At 45.9% G+C, this 15500-nt stretch carries 16 protein-coding genes; 5 read left to right on the forward strand and 11 right to left on the reverse strand.

Annotated elements, in window-relative coordinates; all coding sequences use genetic code 11:
* Positions 1-120: 120 nt before the first annotated feature.
* The 3 genes from HP398_RS04370 to HP398_RS04380 all read right to left on the reverse strand — a co-directional run bounded on the left by HP398_RS04370 (position 121) and on the right by HP398_RS04380 (position 2332).
* A complete protein-coding gene (locus HP398_RS04370; protein WP_017249245.1) occupies positions 121-564 on the reverse strand; it encodes a YlbF/YmcA family competence regulator in 444 nt (147 codons plus the stop codon).
* A 6-nt stretch (positions 565-570) separates the two neighbouring features.
* Positions 571-2082, reverse strand: a complete 1512-nt coding sequence (gene miaB, locus HP398_RS04375) for a tRNA (N6-isopentenyl adenosine(37)-C2)-methylthiotransferase MiaB (protein ID WP_017249246.1) — start codon at positions 2080-2082, stop codon at positions 571-573.
* A 91-nt stretch (positions 2083-2173) separates the two neighbouring features.
* The gene (locus tag HP398_RS04380) at positions 2174-2332 is read right to left on the reverse strand and encodes a hypothetical protein (RefSeq protein ID WP_017249247.1); all 159 of its coding nucleotides are present in this window, start codon (positions 2330-2332) and stop codon (positions 2174-2176) included.
* An 88-nt stretch (positions 2333-2420) separates the two neighbouring features.
* Here HP398_RS04380 and HP398_RS04385 point away from each other — a divergent pair, with 88 nt between their 5' ends.
* The 4 genes from HP398_RS04385 to cbpB all read left to right on the forward strand — a co-directional run bounded on the left by HP398_RS04385 (position 2421) and on the right by cbpB (position 6611).
* A complete protein-coding gene (locus tag HP398_RS04385; protein ID WP_017249248.1) occupies positions 2421-3668 on the forward strand; it encodes an S-layer homology domain-containing protein in 1248 nt (415 codons plus the stop codon).
* Between the two features lie 166 nt (positions 3669-3834).
* Positions 3835-4677: a lipoate--protein ligase family protein gene (locus HP398_RS04390; protein WP_017249249.1), complete on the forward strand. Its 843-nt coding sequence runs from the start codon at positions 3835-3837 to the stop codon at positions 4675-4677.
* A gap of 58 nt (positions 4678-4735) precedes the next feature.
* On the forward strand, positions 4736-5875 hold the full coding sequence (locus HP398_RS04395) for an acyltransferase (RefSeq protein ID WP_173621985.1): 1140 nt from the start codon (positions 4736-4738) through the stop codon (positions 5873-5875).
* A gap of 265 nt (positions 5876-6140) precedes the next feature.
* Positions 6141-6611 (forward strand): cyclic-di-AMP-binding protein CbpB, encoded by a 471-nt coding sequence (cbpB, locus tag HP398_RS04400; protein ID WP_173621986.1) that lies wholly within the window; start codon positions 6141-6143, stop codon positions 6609-6611.
* A gap of 68 nt (positions 6612-6679) precedes the next feature.
* On the opposite strand, the gene HP398_RS04405 is transcribed toward cbpB, so the two are convergent.
* The 3 genes from HP398_RS04405 to HP398_RS04415 form a co-directional block, all read right to left on the reverse strand.
* Positions 6680-7780, reverse strand: coding sequence for a YheC/YheD family endospore coat-associated protein (locus HP398_RS04405; RefSeq protein ID WP_173621987.1), 1101 nt, complete (start codon positions 7778-7780; stop codon positions 6680-6682).
* Positions 7781-7946: 166 nt separating this feature from the next.
* The gene (gene mnmM / locus HP398_RS04410) at positions 7947-8507 is read right to left on the reverse strand and encodes a tRNA 5-(aminomethyl)-2-thiouridylate-methyltransferase MnmM (protein ID WP_017249253.1); all 561 of its coding nucleotides are present in this window, start codon (positions 8505-8507) and stop codon (positions 7947-7949) included.
* Positions 8508-8540: 33 nt separating this feature from the next.
* Positions 8541-9290 (reverse strand): MBL fold metallo-hydrolase, encoded by a 750-nt coding sequence (locus HP398_RS04415; protein WP_017249254.1) that lies wholly within the window; start codon positions 9288-9290, stop codon positions 8541-8543.
* 53 nt (positions 9291-9343) lie between these two features.
* Between HP398_RS04415 and HP398_RS04420 the strand changes: the two genes are divergently transcribed.
* Complete coding sequence (locus tag HP398_RS04420; protein ID WP_069849181.1) at positions 9344-10378, forward strand: YkvI family membrane protein; 1035 nt, start codon at positions 9344-9346, stop codon at positions 10376-10378.
* 46 nt (positions 10379-10424) lie between these two features.
* On the opposite strand, the gene HP398_RS04425 is transcribed toward HP398_RS04420, so the two are convergent.
* The 5 genes from HP398_RS04425 to HP398_RS04445 form a co-directional block, all read right to left on the reverse strand.
* On the reverse strand, positions 10425-11291 hold the full coding sequence (locus tag HP398_RS04425; protein WP_007719146.1) for a 2-oxoacid:ferredoxin oxidoreductase subunit beta: 867 nt from the start codon (positions 11289-11291) through the stop codon (positions 10425-10427).
* A complete protein-coding gene (locus HP398_RS04430) occupies positions 11263-13041 on the reverse strand; it encodes a 2-oxoacid:acceptor oxidoreductase subunit alpha (RefSeq protein WP_017249256.1) in 1779 nt (592 codons plus the stop codon). The genes HP398_RS04425 and HP398_RS04430 overlap by 29 nt, the downstream gene beginning before the upstream one ends.
* A gap of 194 nt (positions 13042-13235) precedes the next feature.
* Entirely contained in the window at positions 13236-14174 is a 939-nt protein-coding gene (locus HP398_RS04435) for a dipeptidase (protein WP_173621988.1), read from the reverse strand.
* Positions 14175-14282: 108 nt separating this feature from the next.
* Positions 14283-14543, reverse strand: coding sequence for a stage V sporulation protein SpoVS (gene spoVS, locus HP398_RS04440; RefSeq protein ID WP_003385776.1), 261 nt, complete (start codon positions 14541-14543; stop codon positions 14283-14285).
* A gap of 118 nt (positions 14544-14661) precedes the next feature.
* The gene (locus tag HP398_RS04445) at positions 14662-15456 is read right to left on the reverse strand and encodes a TIGR00282 family metallophosphoesterase (RefSeq protein ID WP_007719153.1); all 795 of its coding nucleotides are present in this window, start codon (positions 15454-15456) and stop codon (positions 14662-14664) included.
* Positions 15457-15500: the final 44 nt, after the last annotated feature.

The raw sequence follows: 15500 nt of genomic DNA on the forward strand, positions 1-15500 counted from the left end.
TACAACGTTTCTGTACATTTGTATGCAGGGCATTCGACTAGCGTGCAAACAACCACCTTATATTTGGGAAAGTTGTTGGGTACTCATCAATACAGCGCCGGGAAGGCTTTCTATCAAGAATTAGGAGCAGCAGCCGCCAGATTTTTTCTTTTCAGGCCCGCCACCCGTCTCTCCAGTCAATGGGTTTCCGCCTGTATCCAAAATAATACGCTCCGAGACGGTGTTCGTGATCACGTTTGTGACCATTTGCAAAAGATCGTTCACATCGACCTGCGATTGCTTGAATTCCGTAACAATTGGAATGGAATCCAGCTCCTCATGCAATTGGTTGTACTCGCCTTCCACTTTTTTCACCAGTTCCGGCTTGTTGATGGATTCAAACATCACCATTTGCTTTTGCTTCTGCTTCAAGGTATCAATCAAATCTTGCACACGTTCATTGTGCTTGATTTGCAATTCGGCACGTTTGAAGAAATCGACTTCATTCGTACGCGTGATCATAGCTGCAAGTTCGCGAGCTTTATCAAGAATTTCTTTCTGGGTATACACGTTTGTTTGTTCCATAATGACCTACACCTCAACTTTGGATACGAGTTCTCCGTGGAGTGTCCACGTTTTCGCATCTGTAATTTTTATGTGCACATACTGTCCGATCAAGGATTTGTCGCCCGTGAAATGGACCAACTTGTTCGTACGCGTACGACCCGCGAGCACTTCCGCATTCGTCCTCGATTCGCCTTCCACCAGTACCTCGACAACCTGATCCTGCAGTTTTTTGTTCTGCTCCAATGCGATGCGAGCCAACACTTCATTGAGTCGATATAAGCGCGCTTTTTTCACTTCCATTGGAACGTTGTCTTCCATGACAGCAGCCGGTGTACCTTCACGTGGGGAGTAAATGAAGGTATACGCAAATTCATACTTGACCTCTTCCACCATCGAAATGGTATCTTCAAACTGCTCATCGGTTTCGCCTGGGAAGCCAACAATAATATCGGTAGAAAGCGAGACATTCGGGATCGCGTCCTTGATTTTGCGGACGAGCTCCAGATAATGCTCACGAGAATATTTGCGCGCCATCCGCTTGAGTACTTCTGTCGAACCGGATTGGACAGGCAAATGGATTTGCTCCACCAGGTTGCCGCCCTTTGCCAGCACCTCGATCAAGTGGTCGTCAAAATCACGCGGATGACTTGTTGTGAAGCGCACACGCGGGATATCAATCTTGCGGACCTCGTCCATCAGGTCTCCAAAACCATACTCGATGTCCTCAAAATCTTTCCCATACGCGTTGACGTTTTGTCCAAGAAGCATGATTTCCTTAAAGCCTTGGCGAGCGAGATCACGCACTTCCGCGATAACATCCTCCGGGCGTCGACTGCGCTCTTTTCCGCGGGTATACGGCACGATACAGTACGTACAGAACTTGTCACAGCCGTACATGATGTTAACCCAGCCCTTAGTGTTTCCTTCGCGGAGCTTCGGCATATTTTCGACGATATCGCCTTCTTTGGACCAAACCTCAATCACCATTTCTTTGCTGAACATCGCATCGCGCAACAGTTCTGGCAGACGGTGAATATTGTGCGTTCCAAAAATCAAGTCGACCTGCTGGTAGCTTTTCAGGATTTTCTTCACAACTTTCTCTTCTTGGGACATGCAACCGCAAACACCGAGGATCAGATTCGGATTGTTATTCTTGAGCCGCTTCATGTGGCCAAGCTCTCCAAATACTTTATCCTCTGCATTTTCTCGGATCGCACAGGTGTTAAATAGGATAACATCCGCATCTTCGACAGAATCAGAGGAGGTATAGCCCATTGCCTGCAAAATACCAGAAATCGTCTCCGAATCATGCTCGTTCATTTGGCAGCCATAAGTACGAACGTGATAACGCTTTCCTTTTCCAATGTGCTGCATGTCTTCTGGGATATTAAAATCGTAATGGACTAAAATCTCTTCCTTACCACGCTTTTTCGCATCTTTCAGAGAGGGGGCCTGGAAGTATTTCGCATAGTCTTCCGTTTTCTTTGGAGACTTAACGGATTTTAAGTCCACAGTCGCCTCTTTCGTTTCCTTCATCATGTATCACCTCAACTAAAATCATCTACATAAGTAACCAATAAAGAATTATATCATTTTGGGTGATACAAAAGCTAATGCTTAATAACCATTATGAGGCAAAAAATGTACGAAACGGCGAGAGACCGTGCCGATCATCTCTGGGTATTCCCGGTTTGTTAACCCCTGCCCGCTCCAAAAGCGTTCCATCCAAATCAAACAAGCATGCCCTTACCATTTGGAACTCCGTCTTTTTTCCTATTTTCACCATAATATTTTTTCTCCTGCAACAATACAAGCCCACTCGCCGTCTGAATAGCAGTCAACAAAAACTACATTGCCATTTTGAGGAGGTTAACATGAAAAGAGCACTAGCCGTATTTTTGTCGGTGTTGATGTTCTTAACGATTATCCCAGTCGTTGGTGCCGCTTCCACTCCTTCGTTCTCAGACGTTCCACGTAGCCATTGGGCATACAAGGAAATTACGGAGATGGCGGCAAAAGGGATCATCAAAGGATACGACAATGGGACGTTTAGACCGAACAATGAAGTGACCCGCGCCGAATTTGCCAAAATTATGATCGCAGCAGCAGATGTAGATATAAACAAACGCTACGTCGACCAAACCTTTAAGGATGTTCCGCGTCATCACTGGGCATTTCTGTATGTGGAATACGCCAAGCCTTACTTGACTGGTTACAAATCCGGTTCCACCTACACGTATAAGCCAGATCAAGCTGCAGTACGTGAAGACATTGCTGTCGCATTGGTACGCCTGTTGGGCTATGATCAAAAGTACAAAGCCGACCTGAATCAATTGAAAAAGTTCCGTGATTACGATGATATTTCGTCAGCTCTGCGTCCGTATATTGCGATTGCGATCCAAACTGATCTGATGAAAGGATACAATGGCAATTTCCGTCCACAAGATCCGATTACTCGTGCGGAAGCTGCTTCTCTGCTCTATCGTGCTATTTTGGATCGTGACGATGATGATGAGATCAAAATTGTATTCCCTACCCCTGGTCAACCGCAGCCTCAGCCAGAACCAGAGCGAATCAATATCAGCGATTCCTTCTCTGATTCCAAATTGAAAAACTGGAATACAGACAAAGCGACAGGAAAATGGGAGGTCGCTAGCAAACAAGTGACAGCGGAATCCGATGACGATGATCTGGATCACTACTTCCTGCCACTGAATTGGAATGAGTCTGACAAAGTTAAGAAATACGAATTGAGCGTCGATGTCAATGTCGTAGGCAGTGAAGGTTTAGGAGGCCTTTACTTCAACGGTAAAGACGGAAAAGCCAATGTTGTATTCGTCCAAAAAGATCGCGTTGTTTTAGGGAAAGTGAATGATGTCGAAGAAGACGATATTGACATCATTACTTCTAGCTCCTACAAGCTGAAATCCAGCAATCGCTTAAAAGTAGAAGTTAACGAGAACACCGTTTCCATTTACCTGAACGATCAATACTTGTTCGGTCAGCAGTATGTGAAACAAGAAGGCACAAAGCTCGGTCTCTACCTGCAAGAAGAGGCAATTGAAAACGCGCCTCGCAAAACGACCTATCTGGACAATTTCTCCTTCAAGGAGACTAAATAAAGAACCGTATTTTGACCCGACAAGCTATCTTGGCCTGTCGGGTATTTTTTCACTCTCCTTGACATACATGTTCTACCAAATGGAAAAAAGATAGCGAAAACGTAGAAATAAACGCATTTCAGATGTTATAATGGTAGCTATTCTTGTCCTGTGAAGGAGCCTTCCTATGTCGTTTTCTGTTAATCAACCGTTTCGCTGGATGGACTCCGGTACCTACCAGGATAGTCCACTTGAGCCTTTAATCCGTGATGAAGCGTTGGCAGCCAGTATGCAATTTGAATCTGCAACCCCTGTGATTCATCTGTGGGTGTACGATCAGGCGCTGTATCTCGGCCGTAGAGACGCCAAGCTTCCTCATCTACAGCAAGCCTTGCGTAAGTTCGGTCAAGATGGCTTTGGTTGTGTTCTTCGCTCGTCTGGTGGAGCTTGTGTTCCGCTTGATGCTGGCGTTCTCAATATGGCTTGTTTATTACCTGACACTTCGATTTCCATCGACTCCTTCTTCTCATTTGTTGCCCAACTTCTTGATGTGGGCCTGCGCGATTATGGGAAGCTGGAATTTGGAGAAGTGACGGGTTCCTACTGTGCAGGCGAATACGATTTTTCCATTCACGGTAAAAAAATCGGAGGTATGGCACAAAGACGCACGCGACACGGCTCTATTTTGCAGTTATGCATTAACGTCGACGATCGGCCACGAGGGGAATGGATGGAGCACTTTTACCGTCTTGCCGGCTTGGATGAAATGCAAAGTCATAAGCCAATTCCTTCCATTGATGCTTCTACCGTTGGCAGCATTGCGAGTTTGACTGGAAAATTGGCCACTATGGATGATGTAAAAGCACGTCTATTGGAGACAATCCGTTCTGAGTGGGCTGTATCACCTACCCCCTTTTATGTGCAAAATGAGTTAGTGACAGAGTCGAGGCATCATTTGTCGCAACGATTACACTTATTTTCTTATACCGCAAAAGAACTGGCCGCACCTGACTGGCACTTACCCGAATAACGGGCATTATATTTGCTTTTGATACTCCAGGTGCTGCCGGAAAAATTCTGGAGGAATTATGAATAGCAATCGAAAGGGGACGTTTCAGGATCTGAATGCCCTTTTTGTTTTTGGGGCTCTTACTGTCTTGATGATTCACATCCTCAGTTTTTTTCTCTCAAATGAGAAGACGTATCCGTGGAATAGTGATTTACAAGCCGTTCTAATCATCTTGTTAAAATTCGGTCGTTCTTTGTTTATATTTGCAACTGGCATGTTGTTGTTTTACTGGTATCAGCACCGACAATTGGATTGGCGTGCTTTCTGGAAGAAACGCTGGCGCGCGGTTATTTTGCCTTATGTAATTTGGACGGCCATCTTCACCTATTTTAAACACCAAACTTTTGACCCGGCCGTGCTGGTTGGACCGTTTTTCGAAAGTCTGTTTAATGGCAGTTCGTTCTACCACCTGTATTACATTCCGCTTTACTTGCAGCTTTGCTTGTTGTTTTGCCTGATCAAACCGTGGATGGAACGGCACTTGAACTTCCGCTGGATCATCGCGCTATTTGTTGGACAGGCTGGTCTGTACGTTCTCTACCGCTATTTGTTCATTCAGCCGTTATGGGCCATCGATTGGGCTTCAAACCCATTCCTGTCCCTCATCCAGCACAGTTATGTTTACGGGCAACATTATGTTTTCATGTACGTATTTACTTTTGCACTCGGCGCTTATGCCGGAATGAATGTGGATAAATGGCGGACGTGGGTGAAACGCCTTCAAATACCTTCTATCGTTGTGATGGCAAGTGCAGCTGTTTGGATGGCGTACGGCTATCTTTCCGGCTCCAAAAGCTATTACGAGAGCATGAATATTTTCGAACCGCTTTACTTGGTGTACACACTCTGTGTGATCATCAGCTTTTACCCTGCATCCAGTTATCTCGGCAAACTGCCTAAACTCGGTCCATGGCTTGCCCGGTTGGCCAAACAAAATATGGCTATCTATTTGGTTCATCCGTTAATCTTGTTCTTACTACAGAGCTACGTTATTCATCGACTAGGCTGGTCGACGCCGTCATTGGTTCTCGGCATGTTCGTAATTACACCGCCACTGTGCATTTTCCTTTTCGAATTGACGACGATGTCCTTTTGGTTCAATCGAAGAAAACGTATGGAAGCAAAACCGATTTTCAAAAATCAAACGTATAAAGCGTAAAGGATACACTGGTTTCCTCTAAACTCCTAATGTAAAAAACAATATGATCTCCCATACTAGTACGAGGGACGATTGTTCCACACCTCGATTACTTGCCTGGCGTAACTGCCGGGCTTTTTTTCGTCAATGCCCCGCCAAAGGCTTGGTGACGCCAAGTTTTCTAAATGTAGCCCTACCGTTTGTACCTCGCTTACGGTATCATAGAAGAGGACCACAAGCAGTGCTTACTGCTATAGACGACAGAAAGAAAAGGTGGTGGATCTGAATGAATCAAGAGATCCCTTTGTTACATATTCCGATCAAAGATCTCATAATCGCGTCCACAAAGGTCGCACATGTGCAGTTAGGTAATTCGCTTGAGCACACCCTGCTAGTCCTAATCAAGTCCGGCTATTCATCCGTTCCTGTACTGGATCATCAGTATCGTTTGCATGGGTTAATCAGCACGAATATGATCATGAATAAGACTCTAGGTTTGGAACGCTTCGAGACCGAGCGTATGTCCGAACATATTGTAGATGATGTGATGGATACGAAGGTCCCTCGATTGCGTGACACCGATGAATTTTTGAAAGCATTGGAAGTTTCCATTAATCACCCTTTCGTCTGCATTGAAGACGACGAGCACTATTTCCAAGGAATCTTGACTCGAAAATCGATATTGGCTTTGGTATATCGTCACTTTCGCAATCTGCCCTTTCCTTTGGCTGACCAACAACAGCCAGCAGAATCGTAGGTCACGGCATACAAAAAGACGGGGCAATAAATGCCACCGTCTTTTTCACATTCTTCTGCGTTACTTCTTTAGAGTAAATAGCTTGGCGATAGAAGCTGATGCTTCCGGTTCTTTTTTTCAGCGAGTAATGTCTGCGCATATTCCAGTGGATGACGGTACGTTTGTTTAAACATCGCCTTCTCTCCTGCCTTGAAAAAAGAATAGCGCTGATCACGCACATTGACTTCAATTAAATACGGATTGCCTCGCTCGTCAATTCCCATATCCATCCCCAAATCTGCTAATGATGAAAAATGCCGACCATACTGCTTCGCAATTTCCACCGCCGCTATACCAACTCTTTCGATGACCGCTTGTTGTTGTTTCACTTCAGGAAAGATGGGTACCAAAGCTTCCGAAAACGGCACTGCTGTTCCACCTCGAGAGAGATTGCTCAGCTTGTTTTTCTGATTGGCGACCTTGGCAACCATCCCGCTCACAGTCCACTGTTTCTCTTTGTTTTTCTGCACCGAAACACGAATATCAAACGTTTTTCCTGCATAGCGTGCCAAAGGAATTCCTCGCTGGATCAAAAATCTTTTGTTACCGACCCAACGTCGCACCGTGGAGAGTATCTGCGAATGAGATAAAATCTGCCGCTTTTTCGAGGCAATGAAGTGATAATTGCCTCCATGCCGTTCAATACGTGCTACCCCAATTCCGACTGATCCAATCGAAGGCTTGACGTACACCACCTGGTACTTATCCAAGAACTGACGCAACTGCTCCATGGAATAAGGAACGGTATGTGGCAGATAGCTGCGGATGTGTTCGTTTTTCCAGAGCATCTGGTGTACTCTTCTCTTATCCCGTACAACCAAGCCATTGAACACCGTCTTCTTTTGGCTCAATCTTCGAATTACATTTCGTGCTTTTGTATCCCCTGTCAACACACGATTGTGGATGACGCGCGGGACTGAAACCAGTTGGGAGACGAGTCGATTTCCGTTCCAAAAATATCCCTTGACCCTTTCATCTCCTGGCTTCACATGCCGCGGATGAAAAAAAACAGGCTCCAATCCAAGCTCTCTTCCGATTTCGACATAATAAGGCAGACGCTCATATGACTTGAGGCCTTGAATACCTTTCTCCATAAGGGCCCAATCCAACATTATCCCGATTCTGTCCACGTAGATCCCCCTTGCCACATTGCTCTCACATAGGGTATGTGCCAGAAAGGGCAAGAGCGTGCCTATTTTTGTACACCTCTTTCGCGAACTGACAAAATACTTGCTTTCTCATAGGAATGATGTCGGATGCTGCGCTTGCCCGGGAAAGGATCGCATTTCGTTCTTTTTATTGTCCCCGGCGTTCGATAGCCAGTAAAAATGGGGCTTGGTTTTGCTGATTGATATATTGATATTTTAAAACCAAATAATCCAATTGGCTTAGCTCGTGGCAAAATGCTTCTACTGCCTCTTTTTCCGTCTCTCCCGCCGAATGCCCCCAATAAATCATGACTGTCATGATTCCGCCTGGTCTGAGCACCCTCAACCCTGATTGAATCGCCTGAATGGTACTACTCGCTTGTGTTGTGATTTCTTTGTCTCCACCCGGTAAATAGCCTAGATTAAACATGATCGCCGCGGCACTAATCTCCAGCTTGTCAATTTCCTCATGACTGGCGAGCATCATTTCTACCCTGTTCGCCAGACCTTCTCTTTCGAGTCTCTCTCGTGTCTTCTCGATTGCCTGCGGCTGGATATCGAAGGCGATTACTTTCCCCTCTTCTTGCACCAATTGCGCAAGAAATAAGGTGTCATTTCCATTCCCCATCGTGGCGTCTACAACAGTTTCTCCTACTTGTACCCGTTCACGGATTAATTTACGTGCAACTTCTAATACATTTGGAAACACAGTCAACTCTCCTCTCTATGTACACAAACCTTGTTATAAATCGATTTGCAGGCCGATGCGCGCCGCATAAACTGGACCTGCAACAAAGGCATTGGCCTCCGCAATTACTTTAGACTCATCATAGCCGTAAAACAAATGCGTAACTAATAACGAACGGCAGAATAAGGATTGTGCCAGTTCTGCCGCTTGGCGAACAGACAGATGCCCATTTTGCTTGGCTGGTAAATTGTAATCCAGATAGGTCCCCTCACAAATAAACAAATCCGCTTGATTCGCAAAGCCCTCCCAGGCTGTGCCTGGTCCACTGTCAGCTCCGTATACGAGGACATGACCGTTTGCTTCCAAACGCATGGCGTAGCATGGATCTCCATCACCATGGTCTGTCCGTAAAAAAGTAATCGAGACGTCCCCAATGGTAACAGACGTTTCTTCGGTGATTGGTGTAAATGTGGTCGCATCTCGATACACCAATGTCTGAGCATTCGCCAATGGCAGCGCAGGAGCGTAGATAGGAAGCGGCTTGTCAGCAGGTCTTTGGCCAAATAGCTGATGAACCATTAAACCGTACTGCATCACTCCTACATCCGCAACATGATCATGATGATAGTGAGATAAGAGCATGGCATCCAGCTCATAAATGGGCAAATGCTTGCCTAACTGAGCAAGAACACCGCTCCCGCAGTCGAGAAGAATTTTGACACGGTCTGTTTCAATTAGGTAACCCGGAGTAGCACCCCCTGGGCCAGGATAAGGAGATTGATAGCCTAACACGGTAACGCGCATATTCGGTTCACTCCCTCTCATAGGATGGAATAAGGTGGGACAGGAGGTCTGAGATGCAAGGAACATGGAGAGCCGCATGGCAGATCGCTTTTACGTATATTGGGACAGTCGTAGGAGCTGGTTTTGCCTCAGGCAAGGAAATTGTAGAGTTCTTTGTTCAATATGGAACACAAGGCTTAGTTGGCATCATTCTGGCGACGACGCTGTTTATTTGGGCAGGCATCCGCGTCATGCTGATTGCCTATCGGATTCAGGCCGATTCCTATCAAGAAGTCAGCACCTATTTGTTTGGGCATCCGTTTGGCACTGTATTTAATACCTTGCTCTTAACCGTATTGCTAGGCACTACCTCCGTCATGCTCGCTGCTACCGGCGCGATTTTTTGGGAGTCATTTCGATTATCTCCCCAAATCGGCATTTGGTTTAGCATGATTTTGATTTTTTTCGTGACGAAAAAAGGGCTGTTTGCCATCCATCACGTGAACAGCATTTTTGTTCCGATGCTCATTGGCTTTACTGTACTTGTCTTCCTTTATACGAAGCCATGGTTAGATACGAATGTCGTCGTTGAATCGTTACGGCCTTGGGCGTGGCTTAGTTCTCCCTTTTATTATGTTGCCTTAAATGTCACGCTTACACAAGCGGTTTTGATTCCGATGGGTAGACAGAGTACAAGCGAGAAGCCTCTCATCCTGGGGGGAATCATAGGAGGATTGGGAATAGGCCTTCTGCTCTTGCTCGCCTATGCTTCTCTCTCTGTAAAAATGCCGGGAATCCATCACGCGGAAATGCCTATGATTGCTGTGCTGCAAGGCTTGGGGCCAACCATTCCTTTTTTATTCTCCCTATTGGTGTATGCCGAAATTTTCTCGACTCTTGTGGCCAACGTTTTTGGTCTAGCCCAACAGATTAGACAAGTTACCCCACTTCGAGGGCCGACTATTTTACTCGGGATTTTGCTGATTTGCTATTTGATCAGTTTTATCGGGTTCAGCTCGCTTCTCCGCTTCCTGTATCCACTCTTTGGTCAATTGGTTGTCTTTTTCCTTGTCATGCTCGTGTACAGGCAGTGGCGCGAACGCATGTAACAAAAAAACCTCTCCCGTTAAGGAGAGGTTTTTCACTCTATCAAACTTAAGCAAATTCTTTAACCAATTTTTCGAAGTCTTCTTCAGACAAGCGAATGTCTTGGTTCACCAAACCTTCTTCTTTGAAGCCATTTACAAGAGCTTCGTAAGGTTTTTGCTCAGTGTTTTGGTAGATCAGACCTGTAATCAGGCCTTTGTGTTGCATAGAGGTAGACATTGCTTTGATACGGTCATGTGGATCGTATCCTTCGAGCGTGTCTACTGGTACGATGTTCTCTTTGAACCAGTCGTATGTGTTTACCTTGTTGTAGGTTACACAAGGGCTGAATACGTTGATCAAGGAGAAGCCTTCGTGTTGGATACCTTTTTCAATCAGTTCAGTCAAGCCCTTCAGATCGCTGGAGAAGGATTGAGCAACGAATGTCGCACCTACAGACAGCGCCAGTTCAACTGGAGAAATCGAGGACTCGATGGAACCTGCCGGTGTAGACTTGGTCACGAAACCAGTCGCGGAACGCGGGGAGGTTTGACCTTTTGTCAGACCGTAGATTTGGTTATCCATTACGATGTACGTAACGTTCATATTACGACGGATAGCGTGTACAGTATGGCCCATACCGATCGCGAAACCATCCCCGTCACCACCTGCTGCGATAACTGTCAGCTCGCGGTTCGCCATTTTCACACCTTGTGCGATTGGCAGGGAACGTCCGTGAATACCGTGGAAACCATAACAGTTGATGTAGCCGGAAATACGACCAGAGCAACCGATACCGGAAACAACCGCCAGATTTTCAGGTTCCAGACCTACGTTCGCTGCAGCGCGTTGAATAGCCGCTTGGATGGAGAAGTCTCCACAGCCTGGGCACCAGTTTGGCTTTACGTTATTTCGAAACTCTTTCATAGTCGCCATTTTTTACCAGCTCCTTCACTTCAGCATAGATTTCCTTCGGCAGGAATGGGTTACCGTCATATTTAAGCACGGATTCGATTTTTTCAGCGTTTCCAACGTGTTGTTTGAGCAAGCTTGTTACTTGCGCTTGAGCGTTGTGCTCAACAACAACAACTTTCTTCGCTTTATCTACGAGTGCTTTGATTTCTTCAGTTGGGAACGGATGCAGCAAACGGATTTGTGCATGGTTTACTTTCATTCCCTCTTGTTCCAGACGGCCTTTTGCTTCTTGAATAGTACCAATTGTGGAGTTGATACCCACAACCAGAACATCCGCATCAGCGTGAGGAGCATCTGCTGTTACAGCGCCTTTGAAGCTTTTCAGGACGCCTTCCATTTTGCGCATACGTTTATCCATTTGTTGAATACGGTTTGCAGCATTCTCAGATGGACGACCAGTTTGATCATGCTCAACACCAGTTACGTGGTGCAGACCGTATTTTTGACCAGGAATAACACGAGGAGAAACGCCGTCTTCTGTTACTTCATAACGTTTGAACAGGTCGTTTTGCTCTTTTTCTGGCAATTCTTGTCCAGCAAGCAGTTTTCCGCGGCGGATTTCTACTTTGCTGTAGTCAAATGGAACAACGGTTTGTTTACCCAAGGACAGCGTCAAGTCTGTCATCAGGATAACAGGCAGTTGGTATTCTTCCGCAATGTTAAACGCTTCAACTGCATCGTAGAAGCACTCTTCTACTGTGCTTGGCGCGATCACTACTTTTGGAATGTCACCATGCGTACCGTAGATCATAGCATTCACATCGGATTGCTCGATTTTGGTAGGCATACCAGTAGATGGGCCACCACGCTGTGTGTTCACGATTACAACTGGTTGTTCCGTGATACCAGCCAGACCAATTGCTTCCATCATCAGGGACAGACCAGGACCTGCAGAAGCAGTCAAGGAACGAGCACCCGCGAAGTTAGCACCGATTGCCATCGTAATTGCAGCAATCTCGTCTTCTGTTTGGATAACAGTACCGCCCAATTTAGGCAGCTTTTTAATCAAGTATTCCATTACCTCGGAAGCAGGTGTGATCGGATAAGCTGGCATGAAACGGCAGCCTGCTGCTACAGCACCCAGAGCGATCGCATCGTTACCGATGAGGAACAGTTGTTTTTGTGGATCAGCCTTTTCCATTTGGAACTCAGGAAGTTGACCACCAGTCAATTCATTTACAAAATCAAAACCGCGGCGAATGGCATCCATGTTCTTTTCAACCACTTTTTCGCCCTTGCGGAGGAACATATCTTCAACAATGGGACGGAAGCTTTCCACTGAAATGCCGAGGATGGCACTGGATGCACCAATCGACACCATGTTTTTCATCAGGGAAGTTCCCAGCTCATCAGCGATCTCAGTCAGTGGTACAGTGAAGAAGCGAACTGGCTTCAAGCCGTCCGGCAACTTTGGATTAAATTTCGCGTCCGCGATAATGATACCGCCTTCACGCAACTCATGCGCATTGAAATCGATCGTCTCTTGGTCAAACGCTACGAGAATGTCCAGATCGTCAGAGATCGCACGCATTGGCGTTGTGCTCACGCGAATTTTATTGTTCGTGTGTCCACCCTTAATACGGGAAGAGAAGTGACGGTAGCTATACAGATGGTACCCCATCCGGTTCATTGCCATCGAGAAAATCTCACCAGTACTCTCGATGCCCTCCCCTTGCTGTCCTCCAACTTTCCAGGAAAGTTGACTAATCATTCAGATTCCACCCTTTCAGTGACTGTGAGAAAAGCTGCCCTATCACACCTTGAAAAGACTGATAAGATGTGACATTTCTGTGCATAGACAGTAACAATTGTAGTCCTGTCCATGTCAAATTGCAAGTGCTTTTACTCAACTTACTTTTGACCTGAATTTTAATGTTGAACTTGGTACATTAATATCCTCATGCTTTATTGTAGCACGTTTCCGAAAACACGCAACCAATTTCCTTGCACAAATTTCAATACTTCCGCCTCTTTATATCGTTTTAACAAAGCTTCTAGTAACTGGGAGTAATCTGCCGCGGATGCCATGTCCCCAAACGTCTCGGTAATACCATCGAAATCGGAGCCAAAACCTACGTGGTTTACGCCACCCAACGCGCAGATGTGATCCAAGTGGCGCAGCAAGTCATCGATCCAAACCGTGCGCTTGTCCGGCACGGTAAAGAAGTCTACAAACGTCAAGCCAATCACGCCATCTTTGGCGATTAACGCTCGAATTTGCTCATCCGTCAAATTGCGAGAGTGATTGCATAGGCTTCTCACGTTCGAGTGGGATGCGATCACTGGTGCTTTCGAGCATTCTAGTACATCCCAGAATCCTGGGTCGGCCAAATGCGAAACATCAATGATCATCCCCAGCCGATTCATTTCTTCTATGACTTCTCGTCCAAATGAAGTAAGTCCACCTGGATTCGGCTCTCCATTTCCACTTGCTAGGGCATTGCCATGATTCCAGGTCAGCGTCATTCCTCGTACACCAAGCCGGAACCACGTACGTAGCTGAACCAGACTCTCTTCTAATGCATGCGCACCTTCTACAAACAGAATAGCCCCTTTCTGTCCCTTTAATACGCATTCAGTCAAATCTGCCTTTGTGAAAATCGGCCGGAATTTATCACTGGCCACCTTTTGATAAAAAATATCGATCATTTCTAGTACAGAATGAAAGCGACGTCCAAACGGCACTTGAGAAGGGACGAAACAGGCAAGCACTTGTATGTCTACATTCCCTTTTTCAAGGGCGGTAAAACCCGTTTGCAAGAGCTTGTCTTCTTTATAGAAGTCCAAATCAGGGTTCTGCCATAGCTTGCATAATACATCGCTATGCGCATCAAAGATTTTCATATGGAAACGCTCCTTCTCATCGATAACTTCGGAGGTTATACTTCTGAACAAACGAAAAAACCTGTTCATTCTTCGAACAAACAGGCAGGTGAAGCATTTGCAGTTGTATCATCTGGGTTCTACGATTAATTTGATTGCAGTTCGTTCTTCTCCATCAATCACGATGTCGGTAAAGGCTGGAATACAAATGAGGTCAACTCCACTCGGCGCTACGAACCCTCGTGCGATTGCTACTGCCTTCACAGCTTGATTAAGCGCCCCAGCACCAATGGCTTGGATCTCAGCGGCTCCTCGTTCACGAAGAACTCCGGCAAGGGCACCAGCAACGGAATTGGGGTTAGACTTTGCTGAAACTTTTAATACTTCCATCCTTTTTGAACCTCCCGTCTGATAGGAATCCTGTCATCATTAGAATGATATTCGCATAACCCCTAAAAATTCCTGCTAACTCGCTTGAAAGATTCAAAAAATTCTAATCTTATTCTCATTATTCCATAAACGGATGGTCAGAGTCAATTCTGATTCGTTCCATTTTTTTCGCATGCCCAGTCGTTTTATCTAGAGTAATCAGCACCGCATTCAACTGCGCTGGATCTGGCGCTACCTCAAAGCGAACTGGGAGCTGTGTCAAAAATTTCTTAATAACAGCTTCTCGCTCCATCCCCAAAATGCCATTACTCGGTCCACACATTCCTACATCACACAAAAATCCGGTTCCTTGAGGCAAAATACGTTCATCAGCGGTTTGCACATGGGTATGTGTCCCCACGACCGCCGTTACCTTCCCATCGAGATACCATGACATTGCTTGCTTTTCCGATGTGGCTTCCGCATGAAAGTCTACAAAAATGAGCTTCGTACGCTTCCGAGCTTGCTCTACTAGCTTGTCAGCCATTTGGAACGGACAATCGAGCGGCGGCAAGAACGTACGCCCCATCAAATTAATGACGGCTAGTTCCCCTTCATGTTGTTTGATATATGTAATCCCTTTTCCAGGAGCCCCTTCTGGGAAGTTCGCGGGTCTAATCATCCGCGGCTCATCATCAATAAAATCGAAAATTTCTCTTTGGTCCCACGTATGATTCCCGAGCGTAATCGCTTGAACGCCCCACGCGAAAAGCTCCTTGGTAATTTTCTCTGTAATCCCACGACCATGCGCAGCGTTCTCTCCATTCGCTACGATAAAGGTAGGGTTGTATTTTCGTTTCAGTAACGGCAGATATGTTTTCACGATCTCTCTGCCAGGCGAGCCCATAATATCTCCAATGAATAACAACTTCATTACCAAATCACCTCATTGCTAGTATACACAATTCCTCTGCTCAT

Source organism: Brevibacillus sp. HB1.4B, from assembly GCF_013284285.1.
Classification (GTDB): Bacteria; Bacillota; Bacilli; order Brevibacillales; family Brevibacillaceae; genus Brevibacillus; species Brevibacillus porteri.

Bases quoted from the DNA above. Each gene is read 5' to 3' on its own strand.
- HP398_RS04395 (WP_173621985.1), top strand. From the start codon at position 4,736: ATGAATAGCAATCGAAAGGGGACGTTTCAGGATCTGAATGCCCTTTTT.
- HP398_RS04385 (WP_017249248.1), top strand. From the start codon at position 2,421: ATGAAAAGAGCACTAGCCGTATTTTTGTCGGTGTTGATGTTCTTAACG.
- HP398_RS04420 (WP_069849181.1), top strand. From the start codon at position 9,344: ATGCAAGGAACATGGAGAGCCGCATGGCAGATCGCTTTTACGTATATT.
- miaB (WP_017249246.1), bottom strand. From the start codon at position 2,082: ATGAAGGAAACGAAAGAGGCGACTGTGGACTTAAAATCCGTTAAGTCT.
- HP398_RS04425 (WP_007719146.1), bottom strand. From the start codon at position 11,291: ATGGCGACTATGAAAGAGTTTCGAAATAACGTAAAGCCAAACTGGTGC.
- HP398_RS04435 (WP_173621988.1), bottom strand. From the start codon at position 14,174: ATGAAAATCTTTGATGCGCATAGCGATGTATTATGCAAGCTATGGCAG.
- cbpB (WP_173621986.1), top strand. From the start codon at position 6,141: ATGAATCAAGAGATCCCTTTGTTACATATTCCGATCAAAGATCTCATA.
- HP398_RS04445 (WP_007719153.1), bottom strand. From the start codon at position 15,456: ATGAAGTTGTTATTCATTGGAGATATTATGGGCTCGCCTGGCAGAGAG.
- spoVS (WP_003385776.1), bottom strand. From the start codon at position 14,543: ATGGAAGTATTAAAAGTTTCAGCAAAGTCTAACCCCAATTCCGTTGCT.
- HP398_RS04380 (WP_017249247.1), bottom strand. From the start codon at position 2,332: ATGGTGAAAATAGGAAAAAAGACGGAGTTCCAAATGGTAAGGGCATGC.
- HP398_RS04415 (WP_017249254.1), bottom strand. From the start codon at position 9,290: ATGCGCGTTACCGTGTTAGGCTATCAATCTCCTTATCCTGGCCCAGGG.
- HP398_RS04370 (WP_017249245.1), bottom strand. From the start codon at position 564: ATGGAACAAACAAACGTGTATACCCAGAAAGAAATTCTTGATAAAGCT.
- HP398_RS04390 (WP_017249249.1), top strand. From the start codon at position 3,835: ATGTCGTTTTCTGTTAATCAACCGTTTCGCTGGATGGACTCCGGTACC.
- HP398_RS04430 (WP_017249256.1), bottom strand. From the start codon at position 13,041: ATGATTAGTCAACTTTCCTGGAAAGTTGGAGGACAGCAAGGGGAGGGC.